The sequence below is a fragment of the Nocardia sp. NPDC052254 genome, assembly GCF_040679495.1.
GTDB lineage: Bacteria > Actinomycetota > Actinomycetes > Mycobacteriales > Mycobacteriaceae > Nocardia.
Window position 1 is genome coordinate 56,564 of sequence record NZ_JBFAUW010000006.1, and the last position, 24,706, is coordinate 81,269.

Genomic DNA, 24,706 nt, shown 5'->3' on the forward strand with positions numbered 1-24,706 from the left:
TCCCGGCGACCCTGTCCGTCCGCTCAGGAACGATGACGTACGCGTGCGTCGGCGTAGAGGCAGATGGCCGCGGCGGCCGCGAGATTGAGGCTCTCGGCGCGGCCGTGGATCGGAATCCGGACCCGATGATCGGCCCGGGCGGCGACGGCCGGATCCAGCCCATGCGCCTCGTTACCGAAAAGCCATGCGGTACCACCGGATTCACCCGCATCGCGCAGCAACTCGTCGGCATCGTCGAGATCGACCTCACCGCGTGCCGTGGTGGCCAGCACCGTGATGCCGTTGTCACGTAGTGCGCCGAGCACGGCGTCCATATCGCGCTCACGAGCGATCGGCACATGGAACAGACTGCCGGCGCACGCGCGCACGCACTTGCCGTTGTGCGGGTCCACCGAATCTCCGGCGAGCACGACGCCGTCGGCGCCGACCGCGTCGGCCACCCGGATCAGGGTGCCGGCATTGCCGGGATCGGCCATCTGGACGGGGACGGCCAGCAGGCGGGAGCGCACGGGCATATCGGAATCCGGCGACGCCGCGCGCGAAACCACCTGCGACAGCGGCACATCCACGAGCCGGCACACCGCGACCAGACCGGCCGGGGTGACGGTCTCCCCCAGATGTTCGGCGGCCCGCTCGCTCACCGCGGTGGTGCGCACACCCAGCGCCGCGGCGGTGGCCACCAGTTCGTGTTCACGTTCGGCCGCCCGCGGCGAGTAGAACAGCTCCGTCGCCCGCCCCGTATCCAGGGCCGCCGCAACGGAATTGGCGCCCTCGGCCAGAAAGGCCCCGGATTTGCGGCGTGCGGCCGCGCGATGCAGCTTGACAGCGGAGACGACCCGCGGATTACGCCAGTCGATCACATCAGCACTCATGTCCGCCTGCCGTTCGACAGCACGAAACGACCCGCGGAGCCGTGCTCCACGGGTCGTTTCGACGTGTTCGGTTCACCTGGGCGCGATCAGGCAGCCGGTGCGTTGACATCCTCCGGCAGAGCGGCCTTGGCCACCGCCACCAGGCCGGCGAACGCCTCGGCGTCGGAGACGGCGAGCTCGGCGAGGATCTTGCGGTCGACCTCGACACCCGCGGCCTTCAGGCCCTGGATGAAGCGGTTGTAGGTGATGTCGTTCAGGCGAGCCGCGGCGTTGATGCGCGCGATCCACAGCTTGCGGAAATCACCCTTCCGGGCCCGGCGGTCCCGGTAGGCGTAGGTGAGCGAGTGCAGCTGCTGTTCCTTGGCCTTGCGGTACAGCCGAGAGCGCTGCCCACGGTAGCCCTTGGAGGCCTCGAGCACGGAACGGCGCTTCTTCTGAGCGTTGACGGCCCTTTTGACGCGTGCCACTGGTCAGTCCTTGTTCGATCGAGGGGCGCGGGGGCGCCCACAGGGTGGGAAGAGGAGGTATCGGACGGAGCGTTGCGCTCGCGAAGTCAGATACCGAGCAGCTTCTTGACGCGACGCACGTCAGCGGGGGCGACGGCCTCCGTGCCGTCCAGACGACGAGTCCGGCGGCTGGACTTGTGCTCGAGCAGGTGGCGACGGTTCGCCTGCTGGCGCAGCAGCTTGCCGCGACCGGACACCTTGAATCGCTTCGAGGTGCCGCTGTGGCTCTTCATCTTCGGCATGGATTCCTCAATCTGTCTCGTTCCGGCGGCATCACAGCTGCGAGGCCGCCGGGCGTTTATCGGTTTACTGCGGGCTGGCAGCTTCGGCCTGCGGCGCCGGAGCCGCACTTGCCGCAGCGTCGCCACCGGCGGGCGCGGTACTGCGCTGTCCGGCGGCATTCTGCTGTGCGGCGGTCTGCGCCTTCACCCGGGTCTTCGCGCCCTTGTGAGGTGCGAGGACCATCGTCATGTTGCGGCCGTCCTGCTTGGCGGAGGTCTCCACGAAGCCGAGATCGGCGACATCGGAGGCCAGCCGCTGCAGCAGCCGGAAGCCGAGTTCGGGCCGTGACTGCTCACGACCGCGGAACATGATGGTGACCTTGACCTTCGACCCGGCCTCGAGGAACCGCATCACGTGTCCCCGTTTGGTCGCGTAGTCGTGGTCATCGATCTTCGGACGGAGCTTCTGCTCCTTGATCACGGTCTGCTGCTGGTTCTTACGGGACTCACGCGCCTTCTGCGCGGTCTCGTATTTGAACTTGCCGTAGTCCATGATCTTGCAGACCGGTGGACGCGCGTCCGGTGCGACCTCGACGAGGTCGAGGTCAGCCTCTTGGGCGACGCGTAGCGCATCTTCAACACGCACGATCCCCACCTGCTCACCACCTGGTCCGATGAGTCGGACCTCGGGCACGCGGATGCGATCGTTGATGCGGGTCTCAGTGCTGATGGGGCCTCCTAGGTCAAGCGGTGTCATCCAACGACCGCGAGCAACAATGCAACCCCGTACCCAACACGAAAGCCCCGTCGCGGTATTTCACCGCTCCGGGGCCCGAATGTCGACCGGTCACCGTAGGCGCTCGCGCACGCGAACTGCCGTCTCGACCTCGCCCTGGACGAATTCGGGCGAGAAACCCGCCCGTGAGGCGAGTGACCGGACCATCGAACCTGGCACGTAGACCGGCCGATGGTGGGAGTCGGGCTCCACTTACAGCCCCGAACCGATGGGATGGATCCGGTCCACCGTACGGCCGGGGCGGTCGTCGCCGACCACTCTAGCACCGCAGGCTTCCCTACTCCCAATCGACGGCCCCCGCAACCCCTCGAGCCGAACTCGATGCCATGCTACGACCATGAGCGAGCACGCCGCCGACCCGTCGGCCCCGAGTGAGTCCGCGGATCCGGAAACCGTCCGGGAGCTGGCCGACATCCCCGCCGTCGAGGTGATCAGCCGGGCCGCGGTGATGCTGATGAGTTCGGCCGCCGAGAAGCTCGGCCTCGCCGACTCCGACCCCGATGTCAGCCCGCGCCGCGATCTGGACGAGGCCCGCCGCGTGATCACCGCACTCGCCGGCCTGGTGACCGCGTCGGTGGAGTACCTGGGCCCGCACGCCGGACCCATTCGCGAGGGCCTGCAGTCGCTGCAGCGCGCGTTCCGCGAGGCCTCGGCACATCCGGACGCACCGGGGGCGGGACCGGGCGAGAAGTACACCGGGCCCGTTCTCTGACCCGGCCGGGCGCCGTCCGGCCGTGATGTCACGGCCGGACGCCCGCGCCCGGCGCACCGCCCGCGCGGTGCGGGCGCGCGATGCCCGACAGTACGGTCGCAACGACCGCCTCGACCGGCGGCGGTCCCGATCGCGGCGCACCCGACAGCAGCGCCGACAGCACCGCATCGTGGCAGATGCCGACCAGGATCGCGGCGGCGGCCTCCACGTCGGCCTCGGGGAGCAGGCGGCCGAGTGCGCGTTCGGCCCGCAGATAATCGACCAGCTCGTCGCGCCAGAGCCGTTGCCGCCCCTGGAATTCGGCGAATCGCGTCAGCACAGCGGGCTGGCTCAGCAACCCGGCGAACACCGGTAGCACCGCGGCATGCAGGGCCAGGCCCTGCTCCAGGCAGATCGCGAGATTCGCCGCGACGGTGTCGTCACCCGCGACCGGCAACGCCGGAAACCCCCGGTTCACCGAGGCGATATGGGCCGCCAGGGCCGCCGCCAGCAACTCTTCCTTGTCGTCGAAGTGGTTGTAGAGCACACCGTCGGACACTCCGGCCGCGCGCGCGATGGCACGGACGGTCAGACCGGTACTGCCCTGTTCGGCGAACAGCCGCTCGGCGGTGGCGATCAGATGGGCGCGCAGATCGGCGTCGTCGCGATCGTGCAGTGCCGCGGCCCGTCTCGGTGACATGGATTCACCGTAGTGCGACCGTGGCGGTGATCAGGTGCGAGGCCGCGCGCATCCGGACCCCGCCGGGGCCGGCGAACGGTACCAGTGCCGCGCCGATCGCCGATCGCAGTTCGTCGTCGGTCGCGAAATCGTTGCGCTGCCGGTGATATCGCGTCGGGCCCCAGCCCATCACGAATTCGGTGGCGTCGGCGACATCGGCGCCCCAGACGCTGTCGGTGTCGACGAGCTCGTTGGTCACGCCCGAAAATCCGGCCGCGGTGAGCAATTCGGCGGTGGCGGCCGGATCGGCGAAGGCGCTGAATCCGTGGCCGACCTCGAAACCCGGCAGATGTGGTGCGGCAGCGGCGAATACTGCGCCGATACCGGAGGCCGACATCGCCGGCACCGCGACAGCGAGCCGGCCGGTATCGGTCAGCGCCCGAGCGATATTGCTGAACGCCGCCACCGGATCGGCGAAGAACATGACACCGAATCTGCTCAGCGCCACCTCGAATGCGCCGGGTTCGAATGCGAACACCTGTGCGTCGCCCTGCGCGAACGAGACATTGGGCACGCCTTCGGCTTCCGCGGATTCACGGGCCCGCGACAGCATCGGCCCCGACAGATCCACACCGGTCGCCGCGGCCGCTCTCCGCGCCGCGAGTCGCGTCAATTGACCGTTACCGCAACCGATGTCGAGCACCCGGTCCCCGGCTCCCACTCGCGCCGCGGCCAGCAGCGGTTCGTTGATTCCGGAGTTCACCGCGTCGTATCGACCGGCATGACCGGCCCAGTGCTCCCCCTCGTACCCGTTCCACGCCTCGGATTGGGCGGTATTGACGATCCCGGTCATCACGATCTCCTCGCCGATTGTTATGAACACTCGTTCATGAACGCATGTTCATAATTACTCACGGCCGAGTCCGGGTCAAGAATTCCCGCGCCGAGCACCCGAACAGCCGAGCGCGGTTCCACCGCCGTGGCGGCCCGGGACCGGAAGGGAAATTACCGGTCGCGCACGGTGATCCGGCGCAGCGCGGCCTCGGTCTCGGCCGCCAGCTCGCCGACCAGCTCCGCGGCCGAGGTGATCGCGGTGACCCGATCGACGGCCTGGCCGGCCCACACCGGCACCGCGGCGAGATCGGTCCGGGCGGCGGCCTCGCGATACGCGCTCAGGGCGGCCTCGTCGGCGCTCAGTTCCGCATCGCGCCCGCGCCATCGCTCCAGGAACTCGTTGCGCAGCGTCCGAGCGGGATACCGAGGCGGCCAATCGGCACCGCGGGCGATGTCGAGGGTCCGGTTCACCTCGGTGTCGGCGCCGACCGCGCCGACCAGCGCCTTGCTCAGTTCCGCGGGCACCAGCGCCTCGTGCGTGGCCTGGAAGCGGGTGCCGATCACGACCCCGGCCGCACCGAGCGCCAGGGCGGCGGCCACCGCCCGGCCGTCGGCGATACCGCCCGCCGCCAGCACCGGGACATCACCGGCCAGATCGACCACCGTCGGCACGAAGGACATGGTTCCGATCCCGTCCCGCGCGCAGTGCCCGCCGGCGTCACTGCCCTGTGCCACCAGAATGTCCGCGCCCGCATCCAGCGCGCGTCGCGCCTCGTCACCGTCGGTGACCTGGATGATCAGCGTGGCGCCGGCGGCACGGACCGGCACCGCGAGCGAGGTCGGATCGCCGAAGGACAACAGCACGGCGGTGGGGCGATACGACAGGGCGTGTTCCACCGCCGACCGGTCCACCGCCCAGCTCAGAAAGCCGATTCCCCATGGGGCGGTGGTCGATTCGGTCACCAGCCGCAACTCCCGCTCGACCCACTCCCGATCACCGCGCCCACCGCCGACGAGTCCGAGACCACCACCCGCGGATACCGCCGCGGCCAGCGCACCACCCGCCTCGCCTCCCATGGCGGCGGACACGATCGGATACCGGATCGACAGCAGGTCGGTGAGCGCGGTGGGAATGGTCATCGTCCGATGGTCGCAGGTTCGCCCGGCGGCGCGGGCCGCGGTCGGCGCGAATCGGACAGCGCCGCTCGTCGACAACCCCAGGCAGACGCGCTCGCAGCGGTGACCTCGCCCGAATCCGGCGCAATCCCTCCCAGCACTGGTGCGCACTTCCTATGATTCACCGGATGACTTCTTGGGTACGTTCCGTGTCAGCTGTCGATGATGTGAGCGATACCGGAGTACCTGAATGACCGCCAGAGATGATCTGGACAACGAACTCGGCGGGCCACTGCCCGCTGCGGATCTCCTGACGGATCAGGAGCGCACCGACTTGCTGATCTTGTTCAGGGACGCTCAGCGGCAGGAGACCGAGGGACTGATCCATTCCGTCGACGCCATGATCGGCGCGCTGCCCCGGCCGTTGCGCGCTCCCACCAAGAAGATCATGTTCGGGAACCTGCTGGACTGATGACTGATCCGGTAACCAGCGCCCAACTCGTCCTGCTCGCCCGCACTCTGCACGTATCACCCGAGCGTGTCGCGCATCTGGAGCGGCTGGGTGCCCAGAACCTGCACGAGATCCAGCAGCGCATGGCGGGGATCATCTTCGACCGCCATGCCGAAACCTTCCGGCGCATCAGCAGATTGGTGCCGATCATTCCGCTGGGCATCTCGATGCCACTGGTACAGAAGATCGTCCCGCCGACCCTCACCGGGCGCGCGGCCGGAGCCGTCGGCGTCGAGCATCCCAAGAAGGCGGCCGAAACCGTCGCACTGCTGGGTATCGGCTACGCCGCCGACTGTGCGCCCTATCTGGATCCGCGCACCATCGGCGAGCTCGCCGATATCGCACCACCCGAGCCGATCGTGGAGATCCTCAACGAAGTGCTGCGGCGGCGTGACTACATCACGGCCGGGCCGTTTCTCGGCTATGCCACATCGCGATTGATCCAAGCCGTCGAGCGCGGGGTGCCCAACGACGAGGGGCTGATCTACTCGGCCTCGTTCGCCTACTCCGCGAGGGCTCTCAGTTCCGTGCTGCGGCAATTGCTCACCGGTCCCGCACGCCGGATGCCGCGGATGATCCGGACGGTGCTGAGCGGCTCACCGGAGTTGCGGCTGGCGGCGCTGTCGATCTTCGCGCGTTGCGATACCGATGTCGCCACCGCCATCGGCGAGATCATGATCGGCGTCGGATCGCCGTCGGCACTGTGCGATCTGGTGGTGACCGCCATCCACGGCGACTCGGTACCCGATCTGCTGACCTTCCTGAGCACCCTGTCGGACCCGAACCTGACAGCCCTTGCCACCCTGCCGATCTTCAACGACACCGCCGTCGCCGCCGCCCTCGTGCGAGCACTGGCCGAATGTCACGCAACCCCGCCGTGGCGGGGCCTGTTCGCGGTCCTGGCACGGATGGATCCCACGCTGTGCCCGGCACTGGCATTGATGTTCGCCCAGCAGTCCGATGACGTCATCGGCGCGCTGCCGTCCCATGCCACCGAATCCGGCCTGTGGCCGGTCCTGCTGAATATCGTTGCGGCGGGCAATCATCCGGTGCAGAACCGGATCGGCACCGCGTGGGCGATGCTGCCACCGGAACGCCGTGCCGGCGTGCTGTGGCATCTCGAGGCCCACGGTGACGATCTCCGGCTGAACACCGTGGCCGCGGCGGTGCGGGCCAGTTCGGTCTCGGTGGAAGAGGTCTTCTTCCGCCGTCGGCAACTGGGCCGCCGCCGCGGCACGGTCGACAGCTGGGGCGCGGTCTGACCCGCCGCGGCTCAGCCGACCGACGCGGCCTTGCGCCGTGACGTGGATTTCGCCGCGGTCGTCTTCTTCGGCCGTGTCGTCTTGGCGGGCGCGGCGACCATCCCGGCGGCCTTGGCCAGCACCTCGCCGAGGAACTGCCCGGTGTAGCTGTCGGCCACGGCCGCAACATCTTCCGGCGTTCCCTGCGCGATCACCGTGCCACCGCCCGATCCGCCCTCCGGGCCCATGTCGATCACCCAGTCGGAGGTCTTGATGACGTCCAGGTTGTGCTCGATGACGATGACGGTATTGCCCTTGTCCACCAGGCCGTTGATGACACCCAGCAGTTTGCGGATGTCCTCGAAATGCAAGCCGGTGGTGGGCTCGTCGAGAATGTAGACGGTGCGGCCGGTGGACCGCTTCTGCAGTTCCGCGGCCAATTTCACACGCTGAGCCTCACCACCGGACAGGGTGGGTGCGCTCTGCCCCAGCCGCACATACCCGAGCCCGACATCGACGAGGGTCTTGAGATAGCGGTGGATCGAGGTGACCGGCTGGAAGAATTCCGCGGCCTCCTCGATCGGCATGTCGAGCACCTCGGCGATGGTCTTGCCCTTGTAGTGCACCTCGAGTGTTTCCCGGTTGTAGCGGGCACCGTGGCAGACCTCGCACGGGACGTACACATCGGGCAGGAAGTTCATTTCGATCTTGAGCGTGCCGTCACCCGAGCAGGCCTCGCAGCGGCCGCCCTTGACGTTGAACGAGAACCGTCCCGGCTGATAGCCGCGCACCTTGGCCTCGGTGGTCGCCGCGAACAGCGTGCGGATCTTGTCGAACACGCCGGTGTAGGTGGCCGGATTGGAGCGCGGTGTGCGGCCGATCGGCGACTGGTCGACCTGCACCAGTTTGTCGAGGTGGTCGAGTCCGTTGATCCGGGTGTGCCGGCCCGGTACCTGGCGGGCGCCGTTGAGCTTGTTCGCCAGCACGGTGGCCAGGATGTCGTTGACCAGGGTCGACTTTCCCGATCCGGAGACGCCGGTGACCGAGGTCAGCACACCGAGCGGGAAGGCGACATCGATACCGCGCAGGTTGTGCTCGTTCGCGCCGACCACCGTGAGCTGCTTCTTCTTCGATACCGGCCGGCGCACCAGCGGGACCTCGATCATCTCCCGGCCGGCCAGGTAGGCGCCGGTCAGCGAATTGCGGTCCTTCAGCAGTCCCGGATACGGACCGCTGTAGACGACCTGACCGCCGTGTTCACCGGCCAGCGGGCCGATGTCGACCACCCAGTCCGAGGAGTGGATGGTGTCCTCGTCGTGCTCGACCACGATCAACGTGTTGCCGAGACTCTTGAGCCGCGTGAGGGTTTCGATCAGCCGCCGGTTGTCACGCTGATGCAGGCCGATCGACGGCTCGTCGAGAACGTAGAGCACGCCGACCAGACCGGAGCCGATCTGCGTCGCCAGCCGGATGCGCTGTGCCTCGCCACCGGACAGGGTGGCCGCCGCCCGCGACAGCGTCAGATATTCCAGGCCGACATCGAGCAGGAAGCCCAGCCGGGCCTGGATCTCCTTGAGTACCTGACCGGCGATGGCCGCTTCCCGCTCGCCCAGCTCGAGGGAGTTCAGGAACCGCGCGCAGTCGCGGATGGACAGTTCACAGACCTCCGCGATGGAGCGCCGGCCCGCCTCGGCGTTGAGCGTGACCGCCAGGATCTCCGGGCGCAACCGCGCGCCCCGGCACACCGGGCACGGCACATCGCGCATGTACCCGTCGTAGTGCTCTTTCATCTGCTCGGATTCGGTGCTCTCCAGCCGCCGCTGCAGGAACGGCATCACACCTTCGAAATCGGCGTAGTAGGAGCGCTTGCGGCCGTAGCGGTTGGTGTAGGACACGTGCACCTGATCGGAGCTGCCCTCGAGAACGGCCTTACGGGCCTTGGGCGGCAACGTATTCCACGGCGCGTCCATCGAGAAGCCGATGGCCTCAGCCAGGCCCGACAACAGCCGGTTGAAGTATTCGGCGGTCTGCCCCCGCGACCAGGGTGCGATCGCACCCCCGCCGAGGCTCAGTTCCGGATCCGGCACCACCAGATCCGGATCGACCTCCTTGCGGATGCCGAGGCCCGCGCAGTCCGGGCAGGCGCCGTAGGGCGAGTTGAACGAGAACGACCGTGGTTCCAGATCCTCGATATCGAGCGGGTGGCCGTTGGGGCAGGCCAGCTTCTCGGAGAAGCGACGTTCCCGGTCGTGCGCGTTCTCGTCGCGGTCGACGAAGTCGAGTACGACGATGCCGTCGGCCAGGCGCAGCGCGGTCTCGATCGAATCGGTCAGCCGCTGTTTGGAACCGGGCTTGACCGCGAGGCGATCGACGACCACCTCGATATCGTGCTTCTCCTGCTTCTTCAGCTTCGGCGGCTCGGTGAGCGGGTAGACCACCCCGTCGACGCGCACCCGGGCATAGCCCTGGGTGTTGAGCTGATCGAACAGATCGACGAATTCGCCCTTGCGGGTTCGCACCACCGGTGCCAGTACCTGGAAGCGGATCCCCGCCTCCATCTCGAGCACCTGGTCGACGATCTGCTGTGGCGTCTGCTTGGCGATGAGCTCACCGCAGACCGGGCAGTGCGGGGTACCGGCGCGGGCGTAGAGCAGGCGCAGATAGTCGTACACCTCGGTGATGGTGCCGACCGTGGACCGCGGATTGCGGTTGGTGGATTTCTGGTCGATGGACACCGCCGGGGACAAACCCTCGATGAAGTCGACATCGGGCTTGTCCATCTGGCCGAGGAACTGCCGGGCGTACGCCGACAGCGATTCGACGTAGCGGCGTTGCCCCTCGGCGAAGATGGTGTCGAACGCGAGGCTGGATTTACCCGACCCGGACAGTCCGGTGAACACGATGAGGCTGTCACGTGGCAGGTCGAGATCCACTCCCTTCAGGTTGTGCTCCCGAGCTCCGCGCACGGTCAACAGATCCGCCACCGGTTGTCCCTTCTCCATCGAAATTCGGCGTCCAGAACTCCCCCAGCCGCCATGCTAAGCACACCCACCGACAAGTTCGACACGCGCCGAGCCGGGCGCCGGCGGACCGGCCGGGCCGAGCACCACCACGGAGTTGTGCCCGCCCATCCCGAGCGAGGTCTTGACCGTGTACCCGCCCTCGAACGGGCCGACACCGTCGAGCAGCCGCGGATGGGCCTCGGCCACGATCGGCGGCGCCGCGATCGTGCCGCGGTCGTATGCCAGCGCCGAGGCCACGATCTCGATTCCCGCCGCGGCGCCCATACAGTGCCCGGTCAGCGGCTTGATCGAATGGATCAGCGGCCGATCGTCGAACAGTTCGGTGAGCAGCGTCCGCTCGGCGACATCGCACTGCTGGGTCCCGGAACCGTGCGCGTTGTAGTACGACACGTCCTCGGGGGCCACACCCGAGCGATCGAGCGCTCGCCGGGTGCACTCCATTATCTGCCGCAGACCCGGATCCACGGAGACGACGTGATGAGCGTCATTGGTCATCGCCCCGCCGAACATGGCGCAGTACGGCCGCTCGACCGAGCGCGAGACCACGAACGCCACCGCCGCCTCGCCGAAGCTGAAGCCGCGACTGCCCGCCTGGAACGGCCGGCACGCGTCCAGCGGTTCGGTGTCCCCCACGGCCGCGCCCATCTGCACGAAATGGTGGACCATGTCCGGGCTCGCGGACAGATCGGTGGTCACGCACACCACATCGTCGGCGAACCCCTGATCGAGCCACATCTGCGCGGTGATGAGCGCGACATTGGCCGAACTGCACGCCGCGGACACGTTCATCGACGGCCCGTGGAAACCGAACTCCTGCATCAGTACCGAGATCGGCGTCGACGGCAGCAGCCGCAGATACCCCCGGCTGCCGCGGCGGCCGTCGTCGACGGTGTGGAAGTCCTCCCAGTCCCGCACGTCACCGAGCACGATCGCGTGCACCACACCGACCGTGCCGCCGGGACGCCAGCCGCGCGCGGTCGCATCGGCGATCGCCTCCCGGGCCGACTCCTGGAACGCCCGGGCGAAACGGCTCGGCCCCAGGGATTCGTCGCCGCCCTCGGGCACCAGCGCCACCCACGCACATTCGTCGCGGCCGGGACCGTACCCGCGATACCACCCCGCCGCCGCCTTACCGCTGGTCAGGCCGCGCCACAGGGTCTCGCGCCCCCAGCCGTAACCGCTCACCACACCGACACCTGCGATCGGCATGCGATCTTGATATTCTTGTCCGGAACTCGGGGTCGTGTTCGGCATTCGGCGCTCCTACACCCGGCCTGGCTGCTGCGTACGCCACCGCACCGGGCCATGAATCGGTCGGCTCGGCTCCGCGACCCGCTAGCGTACCGTCCGCCCGCGACGCATGGACCGGAACCTGTCATGATCACTCACAGGCCCGATACAGAACTCGAACTGTGACCGAACCCATACGTGCAGCGCCGCGTCGCGTCATGCGGCACGATCAGAATGAACCCGTGCGCCGAACGACCTGAACAGTCCATGATCAGGGGGTACATGTGGTGGAGGCAGGTGAGGACCGGCCCGACGCCGTCATCGATACCGAACTGCTCGCCCAGCGGTACCGCACCCTGGTCGAGCACAGTCCCGACGGTCTGGTCGTCCACGAGGACGGCATCGTCGTCTACGCGAATCCGGCGATCGTCCGGCTGCTCGACGCCGCCGGAACCGACCAGGTGGTCGGAAATCCGGTCGCGCAATTCGTGGCACAGCGCGATCTTCCCGCGATGCTCGAGCGCATCGCACGGTTGCATCGCTCCGGCGACGCGTCCGAGACCGCGGAGATGACGCTGATCCGCTGCGACGGCCAGGCGGTCGACGTCGAGACGGTATCGGTGCTCACCGTCTGGCAGAACCGGCTCGCCTATCAGGTGGTGATCCACGACCTCACCGCCGTTCGCCGCGCCGAGGCCGCCCAGCGCCGCGCCGAACAGCACTTCACCGCGGTGGTGTCGCAACTCGAGGAAGGTGTGGTCGTCATCGACCGCGACGGCCGCATCGAATCGATCAATCCGGCGGCGCTGCGCATCTTCGGCCATGAGGGCGACGATCTGGTCGGCCGCCGCATCGATTCGCTGCCGCTGTCGCTGCTGGACTCCAATGCCCAGCCGCTGGCACCCACCCACCACCCGGTGGCCCGTACCCTCGCCACCGGCGAAACCATCTCCCGCTACGTCTTCGGCGTGGACCGGCCGGACGGACAACGGCGCTGGCTGTCGGGATCGAGCCGGCTGCTCAATCCCGACGTGCCGGATTCCCCCGCGGTCTCCTCGTTCAACGACGTCACCGAATTCCGTGCCAGCCGTAGGCAATTGGAATACCAGGCCACCCACGATCCGCTCACCGGACTGGCCAATCGCTCACTCGTACTGTCCCGGCTGGCCACCGCTCTGGGTGTCGACGAGCAGGCACCGGTGTCGAATGTGCTGTTCATCGACCTCGACGGTTTCAAGGCCATCAACGACACCCTGGGCCACGCGATCGGTGACACGGTCCTGCAGATCGTGGCCCAGCGACTGCAACGCAGCCTGCGCACCGACGATGTGGTCGGGCGCATCGGCGGCGACGAGTTCCTCGTCCTGCTGTCCGGGCACACCCAGCCCGAGGACCTCGACAAGCTCATCGCCCGGCTGCGCCACTCCATGGCCGAGCCGATCATCGCGCGCGGGCACCGCATCCATGTCGAGGCGTCCATCGGTGTCACCTCGCTACATCCCGGCGACTCACGCAGCCCCGAAGCCGTACTGCACGACGCCGACCTCGCGATGTACCGTGCGAAACCGGCCACATCCGACAACGGCAATCTCGGTCGGCGGCCGAACGACTCGCACGCCTCCTGAGCGAACCACCGGTGAGTCTCGACCATCGTTTCCACGATCCGCTCCCGGTGGTGCAACATTTCACCACCGTGTTCGCGACGCGTTCACCTGCGACTACGGCAAGTCCGGCGAAGCCGAACTAGACTCGACGATTCCGTTCCCTTCGCGTGCGGCCCGTTCGGCCCAGTGGTGACAAGGAGTTCCGTTTTGCCCGATCGCCTCTCCGAGGACCGCACGGCCGCCGACCGCACGGCCGAACTGGAACGCGAGCAGACCTACCTCGGCCAGCTCTATCAGCGGCTCGACGGTATGCGCGAGTACGCGCAGCGGCGGCTGCGTACGGTGCTGCTGGAAACCGGGGGCACCCCGCAGGCACGCAGCGAGCGCGAATCGTTCACCCAGCTCTACTCGGAAGACCTGGCCAAATACGACGCCGCGGAGAACGGCCTGTGTTTCGGCCGGATCGATCTGGCGGCCACCGAGGACGACGCCGGCGAGAGCGAGCAACGCTACATCGGGCGCCTGGGCATCCTCGACGAGGACGACGACTACGCCACCTTGCTCCTGGACTGGCGCGCCCCGCTGGCCCGGCCGTTCTACCTCGCCACCACCGCGGCACCCGACGGGGTGACCCGCCGCCGCCACATCCGCTCGCGCAACCGCTCGGTCACCGGCATCAGCGACGAATACCTCGACCTCGACACGGCCCGGCGCGCGGGTGCGGTCGATTCCGACGACGGCGGGGTGGGCAGCGAGAGTGCCCTGCTGACGGCACTGAACGCCGCCCGCACCGGGCACATGACCGACATCGTCGAGACGATCCAGAGCGAGCAGGACACGATCATCCGCTCCGAGCATCGCAGCGTGCTGGTGGTTCAGGGCGGTCCGGGCACCGGCAAGACCGCGGTGGCCCTGCACCGCGCGGCGTACCTGCTCTACACCTATCGCCAGCAGCTCGACAAGGCCGGCGTGCTGATCATCGGCCCGAACTCCACCTTCCTCGACTACATCGGCCAGGTGCTGCCGTCCCTGGGCGAGACCGGGGTGCTGCTGTCGACGATCGGCAATCTGTATCCGGGAGTGCAAGCGACGCTGGAGGATTCGCTGCGCGGCGGCGAGCTCAAGGGCGCCCTCGACATGATCGACATCTTGAAGAAGGCGGTCCGCGACCGGCAGGAGGTGCCCCGCGATCCGATCCGTCTCGATTTCGACGGCTACGAGCTGACGCTGGACCGCAAGATCGTGACCCGCGCCCGCGGCCGTGCCCGCTCGTCGCGACGGGCGCACAACCTGGCCCGCCCGGTATTCGCGGCCTCGGTGGTCGACGCCCTCACCGATCAGCTGGCACAGATCATCGGCCGCGATCAGTTCGCCGACACGGTCGACGAGGCCGATGCGGCCGCCGGACGGCGACCGTCGGGTGCCACGCGCAATCTGCTGAGCCAAGCCGACCTCACCGAGATCCGCGACGAGATGCGCGCCGATTCCGGTATCCAGCAGGCGATCACGCAGCTGTGGCCGATCCTCACCCCGCAGCAGGTTCTGGCCGAGCTGTGGGCCGAACCCGATCGGCTGGCCCGCGCCGCGGACAAGTACAGCGCCGAGGATCGCAAGGAACTGTTCCGGGCCCTCGATCCGGCCACCGGCCCCGGGTTCTCCGCGGCGGACGCACCGCTGCTCGACGAGCTCGCCGAACTGCTGGGCATCGACGACGCCGAGGAACGGGAGCGCTCACGGCGGCGCTGGCGTGCCCAGCTGGCCGAGGCACAGGAAGCACTCGACATCCTCACCGGGTCGGCCCCACAGGACCTCGAGGACGATCTGGATCCGGAGATCCTGATGGCCTACGACCTGATCGATGCCGGTCAGCTCGCCGAACGCCAGAATGTCCGCAACCGCCAGACCACGGCCGAACGCGCGGCGGGCGACCGCAACTGGACTTACGGCCACGTGATCATCGACGAGGCGCAGGAGCTGTCGGAGATGGCGTGGCGCATGGTGATGCGGCGTATCCCCAACCGCTGGATCACGGTGGTCGGCGATGTGGCACAGACCGGCGATCCCGCCGGCGCCTCGTCCTGGCAGCGGATGCTGGAACCGTATGTCGCCAAGCGCTGGAAACTGACGGAACTCACCGTCAACTACCGCACCCCCGCCGAGATCATGGCGATCGCCGCCGATGTGCTGACGGCGATCGATCCGGGCGCGACCATCCCACGCTCGGTGCGCGAGTCCGGCTGTCCGCCACGAGCCCTGCGGGTTCCCGCGGGCGGATCGCTGACAGCGGTGACGGATCTGGTCACGGCGGAGGCGCAGCGGCCGGGCATCACGGCCGTGTTGGCGCCGCACGCCATCGTGGGGGAGTTCGCCGCGCTGGCAGGCGATTCGGTGCGGGTGCTGACGGTGACCGAGGTGAAGGGCCTGGAGTTCGACGCGGTCGTACTGGTGGAGCCGCAGGCGATCCTCGACGAATCACCCCGCGGACTCAACGATCTCTACGTGGCCCTCACCCGTGCCACCCAGCGATTGTCGGTGGTACACACCGGTGCCCTGCCCGAGGTCCTCGGCGCACTGCGCTGAGGACCTCGGGCAGGCGGCACCGGGCGGTTCAGCGCACGGTGTGGACGATGAGAACGTCGCTGCGCGACTTGCGGGCGACGTCGGACGGTACCGATCCGAGCAGCCGGCCGGTCAGGGTGTTCAGCCCGCGGTTACCGACGACCAGCAGATCGGCCTCGACCTCCTTGACCAGATTCAGCAGCGACTCGACGGGTTCGCCGACGACAGCGCGCTCGACGATGTTCGCCGCTCCGGCCGCGGTGGCCTTGTCACGGGCGACCCGCAGAATCTCGTTGGTCGGCGCCGACCCTCGCACCTGGTATGCCTCGTCCTTGAGAACGTCGGCCGCCGCGGCCACGTCCCGGTCGTCGGTCGGGTAGTAAGCACACGCGACGTACAGGGTGGCGCCCGCGTCGCCGGCCAATGCGGCAGCCTTCTCGACAGCGACAAACGACGAGTCCGAGCCATCGGTACCGACGACAATGGACCGGTAGGCGGTCATCTTTCCTCCAAATGTACGAGTGGACGGATGCCGGCACGCAATTCCGGGCGGAAATCGCGCGGGGCAACTGCGCTAGACCATAACCGTTATCGGGCCGGAATCATCCTAAATCGCAACACATCACACCGGCCCCCTCGGCGTCCGCCCGGGCACATTAGCCGCGCGGATGCCCATGCGGCCCATCTCACCAGCGACGATCACCCCGACGGCCAGGTCCGGGTGCGATCGGTGTCGCAACAACGAACCCGCTTGCGCCCCTGGGATTTTCATCACAGCGACAGCATTCTGCGATGACCCACGCCACATTTCCGGATACACCGATGACGCCGAGAGCTTTCGTGAGAACTCACAATTGCGGACGTGCCCGGCGGCAGATTCCCCGCACGCCGGCAGATATGCCCGTCAATTACCGGAAAAGTGGAATGCGGTCCGGTACCGCGTTCAGCCGAGGTGGAATAACGGCCCGGTGATTGTCGCTCCGAGATCGTCGACATGTGCGAAGAAGGCGAACAGCATCAGCGCGGCACCGGCCAATGCCACATCCTTGTTGAAATGCACCATCTCCCCCTGCCTGGCCTGAGCGTCGGATTCCTTCCAGAACGGATGCATGAGAAATGCTGTGGGAAGTAGGAATACGAACAACAACAGGCATCCCAGATCGGCCCACACCCCGAGCAGAACGCTCAACGCCCCGAGCAACAGCACCACTCCGGAGGCCAGCACCGACTCCTTGGGCAGTGGAAGCCCCTTGCTACGGACGTAGTCCGCCATCGCGTCGGCCTGGGTCAGATGCCCGATCGCCGAACTGGCGAACAATATGACGAACAGAATGCGACCGATCAGCACCACGAGACTCATCGCCAACTCCTCTGTCGGCCGGCAGAAATCTGCCGGACCGGTAGTACGCCGTTGCGCTACCGGTGGATCGGGATATTCCTGTGCCGGACCGGATCAGCGATCCGCAAACTGTTCCGGCGATACGGCGTCTTGTGACGGTACCGACGCGCGCGCATATTCCAGGGGAGCCATTCCGATCTCCCGGGCGAATTCCCGGCTGAAATGGGCTTGATCGAAATAGCCGAGCTCGAGCGCCAGCGCCGCCAGGTCGGCGCTGGCGCCCCGGGCCAGCAGCTGCGCACCGTCCTGCAGCCGATACCGGCGCAGAACCCATTTCGGACCGGCGCCGACATAGCGCCGGAACAGGCGCTGCAGCGTCCGGATCGGAATGCCGAAGCGATTGGTGACCTGGTCGACCCTGGTCAGATCGGGATCGGATTCCATTGCGGCGATCACTCGCGACACCAGCAGATAGGAGTCGTCCGGGGCGCGGTCACGCAATGCCCGGGCGAAATGGGCGTCGACGATGTCGCGGCGCTCCGCTGTCGACGCGGCGTTGAGCACCCGCTCGGTGAGCCCGGCGGACTGCGGCAGCACCTCGGTCAGCGCCACGGACGTGTCGCGCAGGGAACCGACATCGATCCCGGTGAACGCTCCGAACCCACCGGGCCGGAACTTCGCGGCGAAGGTCTCCCCCTCCCCGGACAGTTCACGCACGAACTTGCCGGTGGTCACCCCGGTGACGAATCCCCCGGTCCGTGCCTCGCTGCGCTCGAAAGTCACATTGATCGACGGAAACGGCAGGACCTGCGCCTGATACGGCGCGCGGCCGCGCAGATCCCAGGACACCGCCCAGTACCACTCCACGAACTCCGAGGTGTCCGGTCCGGCCGCCAGGCGTACCAACCGGCGATGACGCTCCTGTTCACCCGGATGCAGAATTCCTTTGGTCACCTCCGGTGGTGGCACCGGAACCGGCCGCAGCACACCCGCTTCCGCCGCGCCCTCAGCAGCGCTCACGGCTCGCCCCTTGTCGTCTCGATGCGTGTCGCGTTCTTACAAGATCTCGCGGCCGGGATCGCCGAGGGTTGTCCCCATGAGCACCGATGTCGATCCGATTCCCGACGGCTATCACTCCGTCAATTGCTTCCTGGCCGTCCCCGACGGCAACAAGGCCATCGAGTTCTACACGGCGGTCTTCGGCGCGAAGGTGCTGAGCCGCAACGACCTTCCCGACGGTCAGCCCGCGCACACCGAGCTGGCGATCGGTGATTCGACGATCCAGATGGGTATGCCGATTCCCGACCACGGGGTACGCGCACCGGAACCCGGCTGGGTGCACACCAGCATTGTGCACTACTGCCCGGACGTCGACGCCGTCGTCGCCCGGGCGGCCGCGCACGGGGCCGCACGTGCCGAGGAACCGCAGACCTTCGTCACCGGTGACCGTTTCGGTCTGGTGCTGGATCCGTTCGGTCACCGCTGGGTGGTCATGACCCGGGTCGAGGACGTCGCGCGAGACGATGCCGAGCGCCGGGTCGACGAGTGGATGGCGTCCCAGGGCTGAGACCGGCCGCGGCGATGCTCCGCGGCGGCGAGGGCGAGGGCAACGGCGCACATCCCTGGTCCGCGGACTCATTTCAACCCGGCGGCATCCATCCCCCGCAGCTCCTTCTTCAGATCCGCGATCTCGTCGCGCAGCCGCCCGGCCAGCTCGAACTGCAACTCCCGGGCGGCGTTCATCATCTGGTCGGTGAGCTGGGAGACCAGGTCGGCCAGTTCGGCGCGCGGCATGTTCGCGATATCGCGGCCCTCGTAGACTCCCGCGCTCACCGCGCGACCGGGCTCACCCTGCGCACGCCGGCCACGGCTGGCATTGCGGCCCGACCCGCCGATCTCGATCTCGGTCTCGTCGGCTTCCCGATAGACCTGGTCGAGGATGTCGGCGATCTTCTTGCGCAGGGGCGTGGGATCGATGCCGTTGGCCTCGTTGTAGGCGACCTGTTTGGCCCGGCGGCGTTCGGTCTCCTCGATGGCCTGGCGCATCGAATCGGTGATCTTGTCGGCGTACATGTGTACCTCACCGGAGACGTTGCGCGCGGCGCGGCCGATGGTCTGGATGAGACTGGTGGTGCTGCGCAGGAAACCCTCCTTGTCGGCGTCGAGGATTGCCACCAGCGACACCTCCGGCAGGTCCAGGCCCTCGCGCAACAGGTTGATACCGACGAGCACGTCGTATTCGCCCAGGCGCAGCTGGCGCAGCAGCTCCACCCGGCGCAGGGTGTCGATCTCCGAGTGCAGGTACCGGACCCGAACCCCCAGGCCGAGCAGATAGTCGGTGAGATCCTCGGCCATCTTCTTGGTGAGCGTGGTGACCAGCACCCGCTCGTCGCGTTCGGTGCGGGTCCGGATCTCGTGCAGCAGATCATCGATCTGGCCCTTGGTCGGTTTCACCACGACATGCGGATCCACCAGGCCGGTCGGGCGAATCACCTGCTCGACGAATTCACCACCGGTGCTGCCCAATTCGTACGGCCCGGGGGTCGCCGACATGTACACCGTCTGGCCGATGCGTTCCGCGAACTCCTCCCAGGTGAGCGGGCGGTTGTCCACGGCTGAGGGCAACCGGAAGCCGTATTCGACGAGATTGCGCTTGCGCGACATGTCGCCTTCGTACATGCCGCCGATCTGCGGGACGGTCACATGAGACTCGTCGACGATCAGCAGGAAGTCATCGGGGAAGTAGTCCAGTAGCGTCGCCGGTGCCGATCCGGCCGGACGGCCGTCGATATGGCGCGAATAGTTCTCGATACCGGAGCAGAAGCCGACCTGGCGGATCATCTCCAGGTCGTACTGGGTGCGCATACGCAGCCGCTGCGCCTCGAGCAGTTTGCCCTGCCGCTCCAGATCGGCCAGCCGCTCGTCGAGTTCGGCCTCGATATCGGTGACGGCCCGCTCCATCCGCTCGGGTCCGGCCACGTAGTGCGTCGCCGGGAAGATTCGCAGCGAATCGACCTGGCGCACCACATCACCGGTGAGCGGATGCAGGTAGTACAGCGCCTCGATCTCGTCACCGAAGAATTCGATCCGAACCGCGAGCTCCTCGTAGGAGGGAATGATCTCGACGGTGTCGCCACGCACCCGGAAGGAGCCGCGGGTGAAGGACATGTCGTTGCGGGTGTACTGGACATCGACCAGCAGCCGCAGCAGCCGGTCGCGATCGACGTCGGTTCCGACCTCGAGCTGGACCGAGCGATCCAGATAGGACTGGGGTGTACCCAGACCGTAGATGCACGACACCGACGCGACCACCACCACGTCACGCCGCGACAACAGGTTCGATGTCGCCGAATGGCGCAACCGCTCCACATCGTCGTTGATCGAGGAGTCCTTCTCGATATAGGTGTCGGTCTGCGCGATGTAGGCCTCGGGCTGGTAGTAGTCGTAATAGGAAACGAAGTACTCCACCGCGTTGTTCGGCAGCATCTCGCGCAGCTCGTTGGCCAACTGGGCGGCCAGCGTCTTGTTCGGCGCCATCAGCAGTGTGGGCCGCTGCAACTTCTCGATCAGCCACGCCGCGGTCGCCGACTTACCGGTACCGGTGGCGCCCAGCAGGACGACATCCTTCTCACCGCCTCGCAGCCGCCGTTCCAGCTCCGCGATCGCGGTGGGCTGGTCACCCGCGGGCTCGTACTCGCTGACCACCTCGAACCGCGCCTCGGAGCGCTCGATCGACCCGATCGGCCGGAACTCCGAATGCGCCAGCGGCTGCTCACCGGCTGCGTCCGAATCCGCGGGGATCTCCGTTGCGAAAGCCATGCTCACCAGGGTAGGCGGCGGTACCGACAAGTTCCCGCCGCGGCAGCGCCGCCGACGCGCGCGGCCGCGCCCCTGTCGCAGGCACGGCCCGGTGCGGACACCACCGGCCGCGGTGGTCCCTGGGCAACCCCCCGGCGCCCGGAACGCCCCGCGTACCGCAATCGCCCGGCAATAGGCATGCCCGGCCACTCCCGCCGCGCGGCGAACCCGGCGCGGCATCGGTCCGGGGGCGGACGGCGTGCGCCGGCGTAGCCCCGCCGGCGCACGCGCCCCACCAGCGGTTCGAAACTTCCCGCATCCCAACGGTCTCGTGGTATTCCCGGTTCCGACGGCGCGCGATTCCGTGGAGATATTCGGACTTTCCGAATAATTCGCACGACGACATATCTTTTCGGTGATGACGGCACGAATATCTCGCGACCTGAATACCTCGGCAATTCGGTGTGACATCGGCTCCGGCAAGCCGGCCGGGACCGCCGAGACATCCGGCTCGAGGTTTGCCGGGACGCTCGGGGAGCACCACGCCGGCAACCGGTCGCAGCACGGCGACCGGGCGACCATATTGTCCGAATTGTCCGTCGTACCTGCGAGCCTCACCGAGAACGACACGGCCGAATCAGCCGGAATCCGTGCCGTTTTCACCCCTCCCGCGACGGTTGCCCGGGTGTACGCTGATCCGGTCGGAGTCGAGAAGGGCAAGCGCTATGGCCGGTTTCCTCGCTGAACGTGTCACACGGAGTTTGCGCACCGTCGCGCCCAATGGAGTCAATCTGATGTCGTCGAGTCACATATTTCCATCGGGCCGAAAAAGGCACTCTCCGGAGCCGCCGAGCAATGCACACAGACCGCAGGTCGAATATTTCGATATCGCCGATCTCACAAGAACGGATGCCCGCGGTTTCGTCCATTCCGTGGACAGTTATCACGCGGAACCCTGGGGGCTGTATCTGGTCCGCGCCGCCGATGCCCCGCCGTATCGCTACACCGAGACCTGGCTGCTGCCCACCCCGTCCATCCGGGTGACCATGCACCACGTCAACGCCGCGCACGATCGGGATCCGATCTATCACATCTACATCGGCAAGTTCGCCCGGATCGAACCCAAGCGCTGGCGCGCGGAGTACCACTACATCGACGTGGTCGCCCGCAACGGGCATGTTCCCGAACTGCGTGGCGTCGACGAACTGTTCGCCGCCCACGCGGCCGGACACGTCTCGGCCGACATCGCACAGCACGCGTTCGAGCAGGCCACCGCGGTCGTCGACGGTATCGCCTCACACGATCACAACTTCGAGCGCTGGATGTCCACCCAGGGCATCACCCTGCACTGGCTCTGACGCCCTGCGTCCTCTCGCGCCGCGATGAATGCGGCGCGAGAGGCGCGGTGCGACCCACCGACGGTACATTCGGACCATGACGCAGGGGCACGCGGTCGATCTCCATCGACCGAAAGTCGAATTCTTCGATCTCGCCGAATCGACCAATACCGACCCCAAGGGTTTCGTGCGACCGGTGGAGACCTTCCACGTCGAGCCGTGGGGGCTCTACATGGCTCGCACCGCCGACCATCCGGAGTTCCACTACCTCGAGTCCTGGCTGATCCCCGAATTGTCCTTGCGTGCCTCGGTGATTCACTTCCGCCCCACCCATCCCCGGGATCAGGACTACTACCTCGACATCGGCGATTTCGGCCCGTCCGGTCCGCACACCTGGACGTCGGTCGACCACTACCTCGACATCGTGGTCCGTCGTGGACGAGAAGCCCTCCTGCTCGACGTGGACGAACTTCTCGCCGCGCATGCCGCCGGCTACCTCACGCTGCCCGAAGCGCAGCGGGCAATCGAGGCCGCCACCGTCGCGGTCGACGGAATCGCCTCGCATGGTTACGATTTCGAGGCCTGGCTGCGCTCACTCGGCATCACCATCGACTGGCGGTGACGACCCCGCGCCGGCATCGCGTGAATCAGGCCCGCGGCACCCGCTCGTAGACGCTGTCGCACCAGGGCTCCTGCACCGCCAGATACTTCTCGATCGCGTCGGTACCGGTCGAGCCCGCGGCCGCGGCCACACCACGGCGCTGGATCTCCAGATACTGCGCCCGCGCCGCCGCATCGGCGCGCAGCCAATCCCGGAAATCCAGCGCGAACCGCTGTCCCGGCGCACCCTCGGCCCGTAGGTGAACCTGTGCGATCCGGCCCGGATCGGCGTTGCCGTGCAACCGCTTCGCCCACAGCGCCGTGTCGGTTCCCGAGGAATCCTGCGGGGTCGGTTTCGGCCTGTCGCCGGTGACCTGGTCCCAGCGTGGGAACCCGGCCTCCGACAGCCGATCCCGTAGGCCGTCGGCGACCTCGAGATCGGCCACGGTGATCTGGATATCGATGACATCGCGCGCGGGCAGCCCCGGTACCGCCGTGGCACCGACGTGATCGATCGCGCGCGCGTCGCCCCCACAGGCGAGCCACAATCGCCCGATCAGGCGCTGCGCCTGCGTCGCCCAGGCCGGATCCGGATCCACCAGCTGCACCGCGCCGGTGTGCGGTGCCGGTGTCCGGGTACGCAGATTCTGCTCGAAGGGCACCAACCGCCGCTCCCACAGCGCGTGTACCTGCGGCGCGAGATCGTCGGCGCCGGAGTTGTTGTCCAGCAGCACATCCGCGGCCGAGCGACGCTGTTCGTCGTCGGCCTGTGCCTTGATGCGAGCCAGTGCGTCGTCACGGCTCACTCCGCGGAATTGTTCGAGCCGATGTACCCGGAGGTCCTCGTCGGCCATCACGACCACGACCAGATTCATCATGGCGCCCAGGCCGTTCTCGACCAGTAGCGGAACATCCTGCACGACAACGGCGTCGGCGGGTGCGGCGGCGATCAGTTCGGTGGTGCGCCGGCCGACCAGCGGATGGGTGATCGAATTGAGGGTCTGCCGTGACTCCTCGTCGGCGAATGCCACCGCCGCCAGCGCCGGGCGATTCAGGCTGCCGTCGTCGGCGAGAATTCCCGATCCGAATGCCGCCGCCAGTGCGGCGAGACCTTCGGTTCCGGGCTCGACAACCTCCCGCGCGATGGCGTCACTGTCCACCAACACCGCCCCGTGATCCACCAGCAGCCGTGCCACCGTCGACTTGCCCGCTCCCATGCCTCCGGTGAGACCGATACGCAACATTTCCCCAGTCTCGCATCCGCCGGTGGACGGTCGCATCCGCACCCCGCCGAGTCCGGTCGATCGAGCGGATTACCCCGAATGCGAATGGTTCTCACCTCCCCGGCGGCGTATTTCTCATTCCGTGACGACTGCGATATCAATTCGAAATGTATTTCTCTTGATACCGACCAATAGTCGGCAACTTTCCGACACGCCGGGCCCGAAGTCACGCAAAATCCGCAACCCCACACTTTTGTTCCGATACTGTTTCGCCGCAGGCGATCCAGGCCATCCGAGCTAACGAAGGAACATCATTGCGCACCACAATCATCCAGTCGGGTCGCCACCGGCTGGGTTCTGCAGGCACCGTGCACTGCATTCGAATTCCCGCCGTTGCCGCGGCATTGGCCGAACATCGCCGTTCCTGGTTCACCGCTCTGCTCAGTCCAGCACGGCACAGCTTCGCCGCGATGCGCAACCGCGGCGGCATGACTCGCTGGATCCCCGCCACCGCGAGCTGACGGCA

The 24,706-nt window shown here is 67.3% G+C and carries 23 protein-coding genes; 9 read left to right on the forward strand and 14 right to left on the reverse strand.

From position 1 onward, the window contains the following. Positions 1-23: 23 nt before the first annotated feature. From AB0L57_RS17050 to infC, 4 genes are all read right to left on the reverse strand, one after another. Positions 24-872 carry an RNA methyltransferase gene (locus AB0L57_RS17050; protein WP_364962599.1) on the reverse strand — a complete coding sequence of 283 codons (849 nt, stop codon included), beginning with the start codon at positions 870-872 and terminating at the stop codon, positions 24-26. Positions 873-958: 86 nt separating this feature from the next. Then, positions 959-1,339 carry a 50S ribosomal protein L20 gene (gene rplT, locus AB0L57_RS17055; protein ID WP_025348785.1) on the reverse strand — a complete coding sequence of 127 codons (381 nt, stop codon included), beginning with the start codon at positions 1,337-1,339 and terminating at the stop codon, positions 959-961. 86 nt (positions 1,340-1,425) lie between these two features. Continuing rightward, a complete protein-coding gene (gene rpmI, locus AB0L57_RS17060; protein WP_025348784.1) occupies positions 1,426-1,620 on the reverse strand; it encodes a 50S ribosomal protein L35 in 195 nt (64 codons plus the stop codon). A gap of 64 nt (positions 1,621-1,684) precedes the next feature. After that, a complete protein-coding gene (gene infC, locus AB0L57_RS17065; protein WP_364962603.1) occupies positions 1,685-2,356 on the reverse strand; it encodes a translation initiation factor IF-3 in 672 nt (223 codons plus the stop codon). Between the two features lie 376 nt (positions 2,357-2,732). On the opposite strand from infC, the gene AB0L57_RS17070 reads away from it, so the two are divergent. Continuing rightward, complete coding sequence (locus AB0L57_RS17070) at positions 2,733-3,107, forward strand: DUF1844 domain-containing protein (RefSeq protein WP_364962606.1); 375 nt, start codon at positions 2,733-2,735, stop codon at positions 3,105-3,107. 28 nt (positions 3,108-3,135) lie between these two features. On the opposite strand, the gene AB0L57_RS17075 is transcribed toward AB0L57_RS17070, so the two are convergent. The 3 genes from AB0L57_RS17075 to AB0L57_RS17085 form a co-directional block, all read right to left on the reverse strand. Continuing rightward, entirely contained in the window at positions 3,136-3,786 is a 651-nt protein-coding gene (locus AB0L57_RS17075; protein WP_364962609.1) for a TetR/AcrR family transcriptional regulator, read from the reverse strand. 4 nt (positions 3,787-3,790) lie between these two features. Continuing rightward, positions 3,791-4,618: a class I SAM-dependent methyltransferase gene (locus AB0L57_RS17080; RefSeq protein WP_364962612.1), complete on the reverse strand. Its 828-nt coding sequence runs from the start codon at positions 4,616-4,618 to the stop codon at positions 3,791-3,793. A gap of 152 nt (positions 4,619-4,770) precedes the next feature. Beyond that, positions 4,771-5,739 carry a nitronate monooxygenase gene (locus tag AB0L57_RS17085; RefSeq protein ID WP_364962615.1) on the reverse strand — a complete coding sequence of 323 codons (969 nt, stop codon included), beginning with the start codon at positions 5,737-5,739 and terminating at the stop codon, positions 4,771-4,773. A gap of 226 nt (positions 5,740-5,965) precedes the next feature. Here AB0L57_RS17085 and AB0L57_RS17090 point away from each other — a divergent pair, with 226 nt between their 5' ends. Together AB0L57_RS17090 and AB0L57_RS17095 are read left to right on the forward strand one after the other, a co-directional pair. Continuing rightward, entirely contained in the window at positions 5,966-6,187 is a 222-nt protein-coding gene (locus AB0L57_RS17090; RefSeq protein ID WP_364962618.1) for a hypothetical protein, read from the forward strand. Beyond that, positions 6,187-7,488 (forward strand): hypothetical protein, encoded by a 1,302-nt coding sequence (locus AB0L57_RS17095; protein WP_364962621.1) that lies wholly within the window; start codon positions 6,187-6,189, stop codon positions 7,486-7,488. Before AB0L57_RS17090 ends, AB0L57_RS17095 begins: the two co-directional genes overlap by 1 nt. A gap of 11 nt (positions 7,489-7,499) precedes the next feature. Here AB0L57_RS17095 and uvrA read toward each other — a convergent pair whose 3' ends face one another. Next, complete coding sequence (gene uvrA / locus AB0L57_RS17100; protein WP_364962624.1) at positions 7,500-10,451, reverse strand: excinuclease ABC subunit UvrA; 2,952 nt, start codon at positions 10,449-10,451, stop codon at positions 7,500-7,502. 54 nt (positions 10,452-10,505) lie between these two features. Further along, entirely contained in the window at positions 10,506-11,699 is a 1,194-nt protein-coding gene (locus AB0L57_RS17105) for a beta-ketoacyl synthase N-terminal-like domain-containing protein (RefSeq protein ID WP_364962627.1), read from the reverse strand. A 308-nt stretch (positions 11,700-12,007) separates the two neighbouring features. On the opposite strand from AB0L57_RS17105, the gene AB0L57_RS17110 reads away from it, so the two are divergent. Beyond that, positions 12,008-13,345 carry a diguanylate cyclase gene (locus AB0L57_RS17110; protein ID WP_364962630.1) on the forward strand — a complete coding sequence of 446 codons (1,338 nt, stop codon included), beginning with the start codon at positions 12,008-12,010 and terminating at the stop codon, positions 13,343-13,345. A gap of 186 nt (positions 13,346-13,531) precedes the next feature. Continuing rightward, positions 13,532-15,904 carry an ATP-binding domain-containing protein gene (locus AB0L57_RS17115; protein WP_364962633.1) on the forward strand — a complete coding sequence of 791 codons (2,373 nt, stop codon included), beginning with the start codon at positions 13,532-13,534 and terminating at the stop codon, positions 15,902-15,904. Positions 15,905-15,932: 28 nt separating this feature from the next. On the opposite strand, the gene AB0L57_RS17120 is transcribed toward AB0L57_RS17115, so the two are convergent. The 3 genes from AB0L57_RS17120 to AB0L57_RS17130 all read right to left on the reverse strand — a co-directional run bounded on the left by AB0L57_RS17120 (position 15,933) and on the right by AB0L57_RS17130 (position 18,242). Then, positions 15,933-16,385: a universal stress protein gene (locus tag AB0L57_RS17120; protein ID WP_364962635.1), complete on the reverse strand. Its 453-nt coding sequence runs from the start codon at positions 16,383-16,385 to the stop codon at positions 15,933-15,935. 441 nt (positions 16,386-16,826) lie between these two features. Then, positions 16,827-17,243: a DoxX family membrane protein gene (locus AB0L57_RS17125; protein WP_364962637.1), complete on the reverse strand. Its 417-nt coding sequence runs from the start codon at positions 17,241-17,243 to the stop codon at positions 16,827-16,829. Between the two features lie 93 nt (positions 17,244-17,336). Beyond that, positions 17,337-18,242, reverse strand: a complete 906-nt coding sequence (locus AB0L57_RS17130) for an AraC family transcriptional regulator (RefSeq protein WP_364962639.1) — start codon at positions 18,240-18,242, stop codon at positions 17,337-17,339. A 76-nt stretch (positions 18,243-18,318) separates the two neighbouring features. On the opposite strand from AB0L57_RS17130, the gene AB0L57_RS17135 reads away from it, so the two are divergent. Then, a complete protein-coding gene (locus tag AB0L57_RS17135; protein WP_364962641.1) occupies positions 18,319-18,789 on the forward strand; it encodes a VOC family protein in 471 nt (156 codons plus the stop codon). A gap of 68 nt (positions 18,790-18,857) precedes the next feature. Here AB0L57_RS17135 and uvrB read toward each other — a convergent pair whose 3' ends face one another. Further along, on the reverse strand, positions 18,858-21,041 hold the full coding sequence (gene uvrB, locus AB0L57_RS17140; protein WP_364962643.1) for an excinuclease ABC subunit UvrB: 2,184 nt from the start codon (positions 21,039-21,041) through the stop codon (positions 18,858-18,860). A 911-nt stretch (positions 21,042-21,952) separates the two neighbouring features. Here uvrB and AB0L57_RS17145 point away from each other — a divergent pair. Further along, positions 21,953-22,378 carry a hypothetical protein gene (locus tag AB0L57_RS17145; RefSeq protein ID WP_364962645.1) on the forward strand — a complete coding sequence of 142 codons (426 nt, stop codon included), beginning with the start codon at positions 21,953-21,955 and terminating at the stop codon, positions 22,376-22,378. Positions 22,379-22,454: 76 nt separating this feature from the next. Continuing rightward, positions 22,455-22,979, forward strand: a complete 525-nt coding sequence (locus AB0L57_RS17150) for a DUF402 domain-containing protein (protein ID WP_364962648.1) — start codon at positions 22,455-22,457, stop codon at positions 22,977-22,979. 25 nt (positions 22,980-23,004) lie between these two features. On the opposite strand, the gene coaE is transcribed toward AB0L57_RS17150, so the two are convergent. Next, positions 23,005-24,201: a dephospho-CoA kinase gene (gene coaE, locus AB0L57_RS17155; protein ID WP_364962651.1), complete on the reverse strand. Its 1,197-nt coding sequence runs from the start codon at positions 24,199-24,201 to the stop codon at positions 23,005-23,007. A 293-nt stretch (positions 24,202-24,494) separates the two neighbouring features. On the opposite strand from coaE, the gene AB0L57_RS17160 reads away from it, so the two are divergent. Next, positions 24,495-24,701, forward strand: a complete 207-nt coding sequence (locus AB0L57_RS17160) for a hypothetical protein (RefSeq protein WP_364962653.1) — start codon at positions 24,495-24,497, stop codon at positions 24,699-24,701. Positions 24,702-24,706 lie beyond the last annotated feature (5 nt).

Bases quoted from the DNA above. Each gene is read 5' to 3' on its own strand.
- AB0L57_RS17050 (WP_364962599.1), bottom strand. From the start codon at position 872: ATGAGTGCTGATGTGATCGACTGGCGTAATCCGCGGGTCGTCTCCGCT.
- rpmI (WP_025348784.1), bottom strand. From the start codon at position 1,620: ATGCCGAAGATGAAGAGCCACAGCGGCACCTCGAAGCGATTCAAGGTG.
- infC (WP_364962603.1), bottom strand. From the start codon at position 2,356: ATGACACCGCTTGACCTAGGAGGCCCCATCAGCACTGAGACCCGCATC.
- AB0L57_RS17070 (WP_364962606.1), top strand. From the start codon at position 2,733: ATGAGCGAGCACGCCGCCGACCCGTCGGCCCCGAGTGAGTCCGCGGAT.
- AB0L57_RS17075 (WP_364962609.1), bottom strand. From the start codon at position 3,786: ATGTCACCGAGACGGGCCGCGGCACTGCACGATCGCGACGACGCCGAT.
- AB0L57_RS17080 (WP_364962612.1), bottom strand. From the start codon at position 4,618: ATGACCGGGATCGTCAATACCGCCCAATCCGAGGCGTGGAACGGGTAC.
- AB0L57_RS17085 (WP_364962615.1), bottom strand. From the start codon at position 5,739: ATGACCATTCCCACCGCGCTCACCGACCTGCTGTCGATCCGGTATCCG.
- AB0L57_RS17090 (WP_364962618.1), top strand. From the start codon at position 5,966: ATGACCGCCAGAGATGATCTGGACAACGAACTCGGCGGGCCACTGCCC.
- AB0L57_RS17095 (WP_364962621.1), top strand. From the start codon at position 6,187: ATGACTGATCCGGTAACCAGCGCCCAACTCGTCCTGCTCGCCCGCACT.
- AB0L57_RS17105 (WP_364962627.1), bottom strand. From the start codon at position 11,699: ATGCCGATCGCAGGTGTCGGTGTGGTGAGCGGTTACGGCTGGGGGCGC.
- AB0L57_RS17120 (WP_364962635.1), bottom strand. From the start codon at position 16,385: ATGACCGCCTACCGGTCCATTGTCGTCGGTACCGATGGCTCGGACTCG.
- AB0L57_RS17125 (WP_364962637.1), bottom strand. From the start codon at position 17,243: ATGAGTCTCGTGGTGCTGATCGGTCGCATTCTGTTCGTCATATTGTTC.
- AB0L57_RS17135 (WP_364962641.1), top strand. From the start codon at position 18,319: ATGAGCACCGATGTCGATCCGATTCCCGACGGCTATCACTCCGTCAAT.
- uvrB (WP_364962643.1), bottom strand. From the start codon at position 21,041: ATGGCTTTCGCAACGGAGATCCCCGCGGATTCGGACGCAGCCGGTGAG.
- AB0L57_RS17150 (WP_364962648.1), top strand. From the start codon at position 22,455: ATGACGCAGGGGCACGCGGTCGATCTCCATCGACCGAAAGTCGAATTC.
- coaE (WP_364962651.1), bottom strand. From the start codon at position 24,201: ATGTTGCGTATCGGTCTCACCGGAGGCATGGGAGCGGGCAAGTCGACG.